At 72.2% G+C, this 10,656-nt stretch carries 6 protein-coding genes and 1 pseudogene; 4 read left to right on the top strand and 3 right to left on the bottom strand.

The genetic code is table 11. From position 1 onward, the window contains the following. Window positions 1-395, top strand: a pseudogene (locus tag P1P75_RS18260) (hypothetical protein); the annotation flags it as partial. A 36-nt stretch (window positions 396-431) separates the two neighbouring features. Here the strand turns inward: P1P75_RS18260 and P1P75_RS18255 are convergent. Then, window positions 432-2,039 carry an AMP-binding protein gene (locus P1P75_RS18255; RefSeq protein WP_319256540.1) on the bottom strand — a complete coding sequence of 536 codons (1,608 nt, stop codon included), beginning with the start codon at window positions 2,037-2,039 and terminating at the stop codon, window positions 432-434. Further along, the gene (locus tag P1P75_RS18250; RefSeq protein ID WP_319256538.1) at window positions 2,036-3,706 is read right to left on the bottom strand and encodes an AMP-binding protein; all 1,671 of its coding nucleotides are present in this window, start codon (window positions 3,704-3,706) and stop codon (window positions 2,036-2,038) included. Before P1P75_RS18250 ends, P1P75_RS18255 begins: the two co-directional genes overlap by 4 nt. A gap of 156 nt (window positions 3,707-3,862) precedes the next feature. Here P1P75_RS18250 and P1P75_RS18245 point away from each other — a divergent pair, with 156 nt between their 5' ends. The 3 genes from P1P75_RS18245 to P1P75_RS18235 all read left to right on the top strand — a co-directional run bounded on the left by P1P75_RS18245 (window position 3,863) and on the right by P1P75_RS18235 (window position 9,358). After that, window positions 3,863-4,684, top strand: coding sequence for a LuxR C-terminal-related transcriptional regulator (locus P1P75_RS18245; RefSeq protein WP_319256545.1), 822 nt, complete (start codon window positions 3,863-3,865; stop codon window positions 4,682-4,684). 674 nt (window positions 4,685-5,358) lie between these two features. Then, window positions 5,359-8,205 carry an AAA family ATPase gene (locus P1P75_RS18240; RefSeq protein ID WP_319256536.1) on the top strand — a complete coding sequence of 949 codons (2,847 nt, stop codon included), beginning with the start codon at window positions 5,359-5,361 and terminating at the stop codon, window positions 8,203-8,205. Between the two features lie 361 nt (window positions 8,206-8,566). Next, window positions 8,567-9,358 (top strand): serine protease, encoded by a 792-nt coding sequence (locus P1P75_RS18235; protein ID WP_319256533.1) that lies wholly within the window; start codon window positions 8,567-8,569, stop codon window positions 9,356-9,358. Window positions 9,359-9,493: 135 nt separating this feature from the next. Here P1P75_RS18235 and P1P75_RS18230 read toward each other — a convergent pair whose 3' ends face one another. Further along, window positions 9,494-10,612: a winged helix DNA-binding domain-containing protein gene (locus P1P75_RS18230; protein WP_319256531.1), complete on the bottom strand. Its 1,119-nt coding sequence runs from the start codon at window positions 10,610-10,612 to the stop codon at window positions 9,494-9,496. Window positions 10,613-10,656 lie beyond the last annotated feature (44 nt).

Here is a 10,656-nt window from a genome sequence, read left to right as displayed (position 1 = left end):
CCGGCTACTTCGCGTACTTCTGCGACCCGGCCATCGCCGTCCGCACCGCCCGTGACGCCGTCACGGCGACCGCGCTGTATCTGCGGTGGCTCGGCCATCAGGACATCCGGCGGGCCGACCAGCGGCCCACCTCAGGCATCGGGCTCGCCGCGCGGGGGCTGCTGGCGCATGTCGATCCGAGCGTGCACCCGGCCTCGCTGCGCGATGTGGAGTGCCTGTGGCTGACGGCGATGACGGCCTCGGCGGACTGCGTGTACTTCTCCCTCGCCGGCTACACCGCCGACGCCCGCGCCCGCGCCGACTCCCTGGCGGTCCCCCTGTTCGTCCTGGACCTCACGGGCACACCCCGGCCCGTGAACGCGGCGGCCGAGCGGCTCGACGCCCCGGGCGCCTGAGCCGGCCGCCGCTCCGACGGCACCTCCGGGTCCGGCCTACCCGGCGTACTTCTTGCGCAGTTCCACCTTGCGCACCTTGCCCGAGACCGTCATCGGGAAGGCGTCCAGCACCTGGAGCCTGCTCGGGATCTTGTAGTGCGCCAGCCTGCCCTCGCAGTAGGCGCGCACCTCCTCCAGCGTCGGCGGCGCGGCGGCGTCGTGCGGGATCACGCAGGCCAGGACCTCCTCGCCGTACTTCTCGTGCGGTACGCCGACGACCTGGACGTCGCTGATCGCCGGGTGGCCGTAGAGGAACTCCTCGATCTCGCGCGGGTAGATGTTCTCGCCGCCGCGGATGATCATGTCCTTGATACGGCCGACGATCTCGACGTAACCGTCTTCCCGCATGGTCGCCAGGTCGCCGGTGTGCATCCAGCGGCCGGGGTCGATGGCCTCGGCGGTCTTCTCGGCCTCGTTCCAGTAACCGAGCATCACGCTGTATCCGCGGGTGCACAGCTCCCCGGCGGTGCCGCGCGGCTGGGTCACGCCGGTGACCGGGTCGACGACCTTGACCTCGATGTGCGGCAGCACCCGGCCGACCGTGCCGGTGCGGTGCTCCAGGTCGTCGTCGCGGCGGGTCTGCAGGGAGACCGGGGACGTCTCGGTCATGCCGTAGCAGATGGAGACCTCCGCCATGTGCATCTCGGCGACCACCCGTTTCATCACCTCGACCGGGCAGGGCGAGCCCGCCATGATCCCGGTGCGCAGCGACGAGAGGTCGTAGGTCCCGAAGTCGGGCAGGTTCAGCTCCGAGATGAACATGGTCGGGACGCCGTACAGGGAGGTGCACCGCTCCGACTGGACGGCGTCCAGGGTCGCCTTCGGGTCGAAGGACGGCGCCGGGATCACCATGCAGGCGCCGTGCGAGGTCGCCGCGAGATTTCCCATCACCATGCCGAAACAGTGGTAGAACGGCACCGGGATACAGACCCGGTCCTGCTCGCTGTAGGCGATCAGCTCCCCGACGAAGTAACCGTTGTTGAGAATGTTGTGGTGGGAGAGGGTCGCCCCCTTGGGGAAGCCCGTGGTGCCCGAGGTGTACTGGATGTTGATGGGGTCGTCGCAGGACAGCTCGCCCGCCCTGGTGGGCAGTTCCCCGGCGCCGACCTGGGACGCGCGGCCCAGGAGAGCCTCCCAGCCCTGCTCGCCGAAGAACACCGCCTCCCTCAACTGCGGGCACCTGCCCCGCACTTGCTCGATCATCGCCCGGTAGTCGCTGGTCTTGTGGCTGACGGAGGCGAACAGCAGGGAGACGCCGGCCTGGTTGAGGACGTACTCGACCTCGTGCGTGCGGTACGCCGGGTTGATGTTGACCATGATCGCGCCGATGCGGGCGGTGGCGTACTGGACGAGCACCCACTCGGGGCAGTTGACCGCCCAGATGCCCACCCGGTCACCCTTGCCCACCCCGCTCGCCAGCAGCGCGCACGCCAGCCGGTCGACGTCCGCCGCGAACCCGGCGTAGGTCCAGCGCCGGCCGGAGGGCACGTCGACGAGTGCCTCGCGCTCCGGCCAGGCGGCGACGGCCCGGTCCAGGCCGGCGCCGATCGTGTCGCCGAGCAGCGCCGTGGTGCCCGTGCCGTGACTGTACGAGGGTTCGGTCACCGGAAGTCCTCCTCGCGGTACTCGTCCGCCGACCCCGCGGCCGTCGCCTCGCGCAGTTCGATGCGGCGGATCTTGCCGGAGACGGTCTTGGGCAGCGGCGCGAACTCCAGGCGCCGGATGCGCTTGTAGGGCGCCAGGATCTCCCGGGAGTGCTCGAACAGCACCTTCGCGGTGCCGGGACCGGGCTCCCAGCCCTCGGCAAGGACGACGTACGCCTTGGGCACGGCCAGCCGCAGCTCGTCCGGCGCGGGGACGACGGCCGCCTCGGCGACCGCCTCGTGCTCCAGCAGCGCGCTCTCCAGCTCGAAGGGGCTGATCTTGTAGTCGGAGGCCTTGAAGACGTCGTCGCTGCGCCCGACGTAGGTGAGGTAACCGTTCTCGTCGCGTTGCCCGATGTCACCGGTGCGGTAGTAGCCGCCCGCCATCGACTCCGCGGTGCGGTCGGGATCGCCGTGGTAACCGGTCATCAGGCCGACCGGCCGGGCCGACAGATCGAGCGCGACCTCACCCTCCGTGGCGCCGGGCGCACCGGACACCGGGTCGAGCAGTTCGACGCGGTAGCCGGGGCTCGGGCGGCCCATCGAGCCGGTCTTCAGCGGCTGACCGGGGCTGTTGGCGATCTGCACGGCCGTCTCCGTCTGGCCGAAGCCGTCCCGCACGGTCACGCCCCAGGCCCGTCGGACCTGCTCGATGACCTCGGGGTTGAGCGGCTCCCCCGCGGCCACCGCCTCGCGCGGCGGGGTGCGCAACTGGGTGAGGTCGGCCTGGATGAGCATGCGCCACACCGTCGGCGGAGCGCAGAAGGTCGTCACGCCCGCGCGGTCCATCTCCGCCATCAGCCGGGCCGCGTCGAACCGCGTGTAGTTGTGGATGAAGACGGTTGCCTCCGCGTTCCACGGGGCGAAGAGGTTCGACCAGGCGTGCTTGGCCCAGCCGGGTGAGGAGATGTTCAGGTGCACATCACCTGGCCGCAGTCCGATCCAGTACATGGTCGCCAGATGCCCGATCGGGTACGAGACGTGCGTGTGCTCGACGAGCTTGGGGCGGGCGGTCGTGCCGGAGGTGAAGTACAGCATCAGCGGGTCGTCGGCGAGGGTCGGCCCGTCGGGCAGGAACTCGGCGGAGGCGGCGTAGGCGTCCTCGTAGCGCTGCCAGCCCTCGGTCACGCCTCCGACGGCCAGACGCGTGTAGCCGCCGGGGACGTCGTCGAACTTGCCGGTGTCCTCGGCGCGCGCCACGACATGGCGGACCCGGCCGCGCTCGACGCGGTCGCGCAGGTCGGCGGGGCCGAGCAGCGGGGTCGCCGGGATGACGACCGCGCGCAGCTTAATGGCGGCGAGGGCCGTCTCCCACAGTTCGGCCTGGTTGCCGAGCATGACGAGGATCCGGTCCTCGGCACCGACCCCGCGCTCGCGCAGCAGGTTGGCGACGCGGTCGGACCGCTGCGACAGCTCGGCGAACGTGAGGCGGACCTCGGAGCCGTCCTCCTCCACGATGTGCAGCGCGACGCGGTCGTTGCCGTCCGCGATGACGTCGAACCAGTCGAGGGCCCAGTTGAAGTGCGCGGGCCGGGGCCAGTCGAAACCTTCGTAAGCGGTCTTGTAGTCCTCTCGGTGTGCCAGCAGGAAGTCCCGTGCCCTGCGGAACTGCTCCGTCGCCGTCGTCATCTGTCCTCCTGGTTGCCGGACCATTGCCGGGCGGCTCTCTGCCATCGTGTAATCCGTGATGCGGGTCTCACCACCCCCGAACGGGGGTCACCGCGGCGAGGGGCCGCGAAGAAGGGCGGGCAGGTGACAGCAGCGGACACGGCCGGGGCGGTGGAGATGCGCGGTGCGCTGGCGCGGCTGCGGCGGGCGACGGGGCTGCCGGTCGCCTTCGGCGGCCTCGTCGAGCCGGGGCGCCGGCGGATGCGCATCAGCGAACTGAACGGCGCCGCCACACCGGCGCTGCGCGGACTCGCGGTGACCTCGGGCAACGGTCTCGGCGGGAAAGCTGTTGCGCTGGCCCGGCCGTGCGCCGTGACCGACTACTCCCTCTCCCGGCAGATCAGCCACGAGTACGACACCGCGGTCGCCGCGGAGGGCCTGCGCTCGGTCCTCGCCATCCCGGTGGTGGTGCGCCGCCGGGTGCGTGGCGTCCTGTACGGCGCCCTGCGCACGGCCCAGCCGCTGGGCGACCGCACCCTGAGACTGGCCGTCGACGTGGCGCGGGACATCGAGCAGACGCTGGCGGTCGAGGACGAGGCCCGGGGTCTGCTGGCGGCGGCCCGGCCGGAGCCGCGGACCGGGTCGGGGGCCGGGTCGACGGCCGGGTCGGGGGCCGGCTGGGAGCAGGTGCGGGAGGCCCACGCGGCCCTGCGCGCCCTCGCCCCGCGCATCGCCGACCCGCTGCTGCGCGCGGAGCTCCTCCAGGCCTGCGGGCTGCTCACCCGGGGCACGCCGCCGCCGGCCGTCGCCCTGGCACCCCGTGAGCTGGACGTCCTGGCGTGCGTGGCGGCGGGCGCGACCAACGCGGCGGCCGCCGAGCGGCTGGGGCTGCGCCCGGAGACGGTCAAGGGCTACCTCGGATCGGCGATGCGGAAGCTGGGCGCCCACACCCGCGGGGAGGCGGTCGTCGCGGCGCGCAGGACGGGGTTGCTGCCGTAGGACGGCGGTGGCGGCGGTACCGCCGCCCGGTGGTGCAGCGCAGGACGGTGCAGCGCGGTGCAGTGCAGTGCGGTGGTGCGCCGCAGGAATGGGTTGCGGCAAGCGGGGCAGGGCTGCTGCCGTAGGAACGGGTTGCCGCCGTGCGGCAGGGCACCGAACCGAAGGGACCCGTCGCTGCCGTAGCCCGGTGGGGCCGCGGTAGGAGAAGGTTGGTGCCGTGGGGCAGGCTGCTCGGTCCAAGGTCCGGCGCCGGCGCCGGGCGGCTAGGTTGCTCCCGCAGGAAAGGGTTGCTGCGACAGAAAACGGTTGCCGCAAGAGAAAACGCCCACTACCGCAGGTACCGGTTGCCAGCTACAGGAACCGGTTCCTACGACAGAAAACGGTTGTTGGAACGTCGACGACATCGGAAGCGGTTACCGTCACAACGCGCCGTACCGATGGCGGGAAACAAGCGGGAAGCAGGCGCAAACAGGCGGGAGCACGAGCCGCGGCACCGACCGCGAGGAGCGCACGGATCAAGCCAGGGAGGGCCTGGGACGATGAGTGTCCATTCAAACGTCACCTCGATGAATTTCCGTATGCCCCAGTTGTTATCTCCCTCACGACGCCGTCCTTCCGGATTTCAAAGAGACGTTGCCTAGAATTCGGTCCGGACACGACACTCGGAGGGAGCGGTGACCGTGCGACGGGACTTCAAGGAGCCTGCCAGATGCCGCCCCGACCTGGTCATCGGCAGGGACGAGCTGTTCACGTCCGCCCATGAGCAGCTCGCGCGCGGCGGCAGTGTGCTGCTGCACGGCCCGGCCGGAATAGGAAAATCGACCGTGCTGCGGGCATTGGCCGCGGATTACGGCGACGCGGCCCGCACCGTCCTGCGCTGCTCGGCCACCGAGTCCGAAAGCCACCTGCCGTTCCTGGCCCTGGCCGACCTGTTCGGCCTGGTCCTCGACGAGGTGGCCGACAAGCTGCCCTCCGCCCAGCGCACCGCCCTGGAGTCGGCACTGACCGGCCGCGGCGAATCGACTCTGCAACGCGACGGCCTCGCCCTGCGCCTGGCCGTGCTCTCCGCGCTGCGTGCCCTCGCCGCCGCGAAACCGGTTCTGCTCGTCGCCGACGACATGCAGTGGCTCGACTCGGCCAGCGCCGAACTCCTCGGCTTCGCCGCCCGCCGCCTGGGCGACACGCCTGTGCAACTGCTGTGCGCGGTCCGGACCGAGGGTCAGGAGTACGACCGCCATCTACGCGCGTCCCCGCCCGACACCCTCGCCGTCCGCCTGAACCCGCTCTCCCCCGCCCAGGTGTCCACGCTGCTCGACCACCGGGGCTACACGGACCTGCCCCGTTCCACGGTCCGCGAGATCCACCGCACCAGTGGCGGCAACCCCCTGTTCGCCCTGGAGCTGGGCCGTGCCCTCGGCGAGAACCCGACCCCACCGCGCCCCGGCGAGCCGCTGCCGGTGCCGACCTCGCTGCGCGCCCTGGTGCTGAGCCGCCTCGACATGCTGTCCGGCGAGGCCCGCCGCACCCTGCTCGTGGCCAGCGCGGGCGCCCGTCCCACGCTGGCGCTGCTGCACGCGGCCGGCCGGGAGAACGCCGAGGCCGAGACCGCCCAGGCGGCGGCGCTGGGGCTGCTGGCGACGGAGCCCGAGGGGCCGGCCGTACGGTTCGCGCATCCGTTGATCTCGGCGGCGCTGTACGCGGAGGCGCCGGCGCAGGAGCGGCGGGCCGCGCACACCGCGCTGTCCACGGCCGCGTCCGATCCGATCGAGCGGGCCCGACATCTCGCGCTGTCGACCACCGGTACCGATCCGCAGGTGGCCGCCCGGCTCGCCGAGGCCGCCACGCTGGCCCGGGACCGCGGCGCGCCCTCGGTGGCCGCCTCGCTCGGGCTGCTCGCGGCCCGACACACCCCGGCCCGGCACACCGCCGCCCGGCACACTGCCGAGGACGGCGGGCCGGGCCCGGACGAGCGGCGGCTGGAGGCCGCCGAGGACGCGATCATCGCGGGCGAGGTGGACCTCGCCAGGGACATCGCCCACGAGGTGCTGACCCGGGCTACGGCGCCCGCCGAGCGGGTGCGGGCGTGGATGGTGGTGATCGAGGCGGCCGGGCAGGCCCTCGGTGACGTCGACGCCGTCTATCCGCAGGTGCTCGCCGACGCGGGCGACGACCCCGTGCTGCTCGCGCAGGTCCACTACCAGCTGGCCTGGCGCGGGCTGGTCGTCCAGGGCGACTTCGCGGAGGCCCGCGAGCAGGCGGCGCACGCCGCGGAGCTGGCAGCGCTCGGCGGCGACCGGCGCAACGAGCTGATGGCGCTGGCCCTCCAGGCCTCGACGGAGACGCTCATGGGCCATCCGGGCGCGCCCGCGACGATCAAGCGGGCGCTGAAGGAGCCTCAGGACCCGTATGTGGCGTGCCATCACAACGGGACCGGCATGGCCAGGTTCCGCTGGCTGCTGATGAGCGATCAGCTGCCCGAGGCCCGCTCGACGATCACGGCGTTGCTGCGCGAGGCGCGCCGGCGCGGCATGGTCGAGAGCGAGGTGCACTTCCAGCGTTTCCTCGCCGAGACGGAGCTGCGTTCCGGGCACTGCGGGCGCGCCCTGGACCTGGCCCGCGAGAGCCTGCGGCTGGCCCGCGACTCGGGTATCGGCCTGGGTGCCTCCGCGATGCTCACCTCCCTCGCCGAGGCGTCCGGCGGTGAGGTGAGCCGTGCGCTTGAGCTGGCCAGGGAGGCCACCGGGCGCGCCGAGGAGGACGGCGACCAGATGTACCTGTCACGGGCTCTGGCCGCGCTGGGCCACGCCCAGTCGGTCGCAGGGGACGCCGCGGGAGCGGTGGCCTCGCTGCGCCGGGTGCGGGAGCTGGAGGTGGGCCTCGGCATCAACGACCCGGCCCGCGGCCGCTGGCAGGGCGACTTCGCCGAGGCTCTGGTCCGGGTGGGCGAGCCGGGTGAGGCGCAGGAACTCATCGACGTCACGCGCGCGCACGCGCTCCGGCTGGGCCGGGAGAGCATCCTGGCGGTGCTGGACCGGGCGGAGGCGCTGGTGCGGGCCGCGCAGGGCGACCGGGAGGGTGCGCTGGTCCGGCTGACGTCTGTTCAGGACCGGTTCGCCAAGCTGGGGTACGGGCTGGAGGAGGCGCGGGCGGCGTTCGCCATGGCCCGGCTGCGTACCCGGAGGCCGGGTCCGACGTCGTACGACGAGGCGGCGCGGTTGTTCCGGCGGTGCCGGGCGCTGCCGTGGCTGCGGCAGGTCGAGGCGGCCGGCGCGCAGGATTCGGCCGGTACGGCCGCCGTGCCGGAGCCGGTTCCCGCGTTCGACGCGCTGGAGGGGCTGGCGTCGATGGAGCGTCAGGTGGCCGCGCTGGTGATGGAGGGCGCCACCAACCGGGAGATAGCCGCCCGGTTGTTCATCAGCGTCAAGACGGTGGAGGCGACCCTGACGCGGGTCTACCGCAAGCTGGGGATCCGCTCGCGGGTGGACATCGTCCGGCTGGCGGCGGGGCGCCACGCGAACTGAGGACCATGCGGGTTCACTGACTGCGCGGGTTCACTGACGCGTGGCTTCACCGACCGCGCGGGCGCGGTTGTCCAACCGCTCACCGACACCGATCACCGACCACGACGGCCCGGTGGACGCGATTGCCGACGGACGGAACTGCCGCGGACGGGATTCCCAGAGCGCCGGTTCCCGGATCGACCGAGGGTTTTCCCTCCCCAACTCCCTTAGGGGAGTCCCTCATTGGGGTCGAGGGGCACCCGGTCCTAGCGTAAGGGACGTGCCGCTCGCCGGGCACACGGGGGTCGGTCCCGCGACTCCCGTGCATTCCCCCCACACCCGCGCGACCCCCCACCGGCAACTGCCCCCAGCAAGGAGATCGATGTTCGGGATCACCCGTGCCAAGAAGGCCGCGGCCCTCGTCGCGGCCTCGGCCGCAGCGGTCGCGACCGCACTGCTCAGCGCCCCCACCGCTGTGGCAGCCCCCCAGCCGATCGTCGGCGGCAGCACGACCACGACGACCGCGTACCCGTTCATGATGCAGATCACGGACGCCTCGCAGAACCAGTTCTGCGGCGGCACGCTCGTGTCGGCGACCAAGGTGGTCACCGCCGCGCACTGCATGGTCGGTGAGACGACCGGCAGCGTGCGGGTCGTCGGCGGCCGCACCTACCTCAACGGCACGAACGGCACGGTCAGCCGGGTCAGCAAGATCTGGATCCACCCGGACTACACGGACGCCACCAACGGCGACGACGTGGCCGTCCTGACCCTGTCGACGTCGATGCCCTACACCAAGGCGTCGTACGTCACCTCCTCCCAGACCAGCCTGTACGCGGCCGGCACCACCGCCCGGGTGCTCGGCTGGGGCACGACCTCCGCGAGCGGCAGCTCCTCCAACCAGCTGCGCACCGCGACCGTGCCGATCGTGTCCAACACCAGCTGTGCGAGCAGCTACGGCTCCGACTTCGTCGCGAGCGACATGGTCTGCGCCGGATACACATCCGGCGGCGTAGACACCTGCCAGGGCGACAGCGGCGGTCCCCTGCTCATCGGGGGCGTCCTGGCAGGTATCACTTCATGGGGCGAGGGCTGCGCGGAAGCCGGTTACCCGGGTGTCTACACCCGGCTGACCACCTTCTCCAGCCTCGTGAGCGCGCAGGTGAACTCGTAGTACACGGTTACCGCGTGACCCTGAAGAACCCCTGAGCACCCCTCAGGTGAAAGACCGGGGGGCGCTGCGAGCCTCCACGAGCGGCCCGCAGCGCCCCCTCTCCACGTCCTCGCACGGTCCCCGGACGGCCGGGCCCTACCGGAGCACCGTGCCGAAACGGATGTCGTACGACGCCGGTTCCCCGTACATCGCCTTCAGCAGCCGCTCCCCCTCGGCCGTCACCTCCTGTTGCCGTTCCCTGCCGAGCGGGGTGAACGGCTCGACGACGAGGGTGTCCGCCTCCAGTTTCCACACACCGGCGAGGAAGCCGTCGACGAGGAGCGTGCGGTAGGCCTGGTTGCCCTGCCAGGAACGGCCCCGGTGCTCGGGGGGGACGACCCGGGCGCGGTCGGCGTGGGAGAGCAGCAGGTTGTCGAACTCGGGCAGGAACCGCGGCGGGGCCGGGGTGTCCGGGTCCGGGCGCGGGGCGTCGGGCAGGTCGAAGAGTTCGACGCCGTTCTCGTCGCGGAAGGTGACGAGTTGTGGGCGCAGGCGTTCGAAGGCCTCGCGCAGCCGGGTCAGTCCGGACCAGGTCTGCATGTCCTTGACGGAGGCCGGACCGAAGGCGGCGAGGTAGCGCAGGGCGACGGCGTCGGGTGCCGGGGCCGGCTCCGCGGGGCGGCCCAGCCAGTGTTCGGCGGTGGTGAGCACGACCTGCCCGCTCCTGCCCCACAGGCCGCGCGGGGTGACCTGAACCAGCGGGAGCTTGCAGCGGGCGGCGATCGCGAGGGCCTGCGGATCGGCGTCCGGCCACTCGGCGGAAAGCGCCTCCCGCAACTGATTCATGGTGCGCGGCTCGGCCTCCACGAGGTCACGGGCGAGGGCGGCCAGCCGGTCGAGGTCGACTCCCTCCAGCCCTTTGCGGAAGATCGTCAGCTCCCGGTCGCGGGCGGGCTGCACCAGCGGCCGCAGGGTCAGGCAGTCGTCCGCGGTGTGCGTGTGGATGGTCGAGCGCATGGTCACGATGCGGACCACCTCGCGGCCGGCCATGAGCGTCGACAGTTGCTCCGGGGCGAAGCCGTCGAGACGGGCGGCGAGAGCGAAGTACGGCGGCTTCACGTTCTGCGCCTGGAGACCGACGAGGTGCTCCACCGCGGACTTCGCCGACAGCGCGGACCGGCTCAGGAGGAGCTGGCGGTCGAGGGTGGCCCGGTTGAGGGCGCGGGGGCCGAGCAGCGGGGCCAGGGCGGTGGACGTCGTCCTCGTCTTCCTCATGCGAGGACGATAGCGGGGATCGAGGCCAGTTTCTGGCCTATATC

This window comes from Streptomyces sp. ID05-39B, assembly GCF_033794725.1.
Classification (GTDB): Bacteria; Actinomycetota; Actinomycetes; order Streptomycetales; family Streptomycetaceae; genus Streptomyces; species Streptomyces bobili.
The sequence above is the reverse complement of the archived record's forward strand: the minus strand, read 5'-3'. Positions and strand labels throughout refer to the sequence as shown.

Coding starts and splice junctions, on each gene's coding strand:
- P1P75_RS18250 (WP_319256538.1), bottom strand. CDS start 3,706: ATGACGACGGCGACGGAGCAGTTCCGCAGGGCACGGGACTTCCTGCTG.
- P1P75_RS18245 (WP_319256545.1), top strand. CDS start 3,863: ATGCGCGGTGCGCTGGCGCGGCTGCGGCGGGCGACGGGGCTGCCGGTC.
- P1P75_RS18230 (WP_319256531.1), bottom strand. CDS start 10,612: ATGAGGAAGACGAGGACGACGTCCACCGCCCTGGCCCCGCTGCTCGGC.
- P1P75_RS18235 (WP_319256533.1), top strand. CDS start 8,567: ATGTTCGGGATCACCCGTGCCAAGAAGGCCGCGGCCCTCGTCGCGGCC.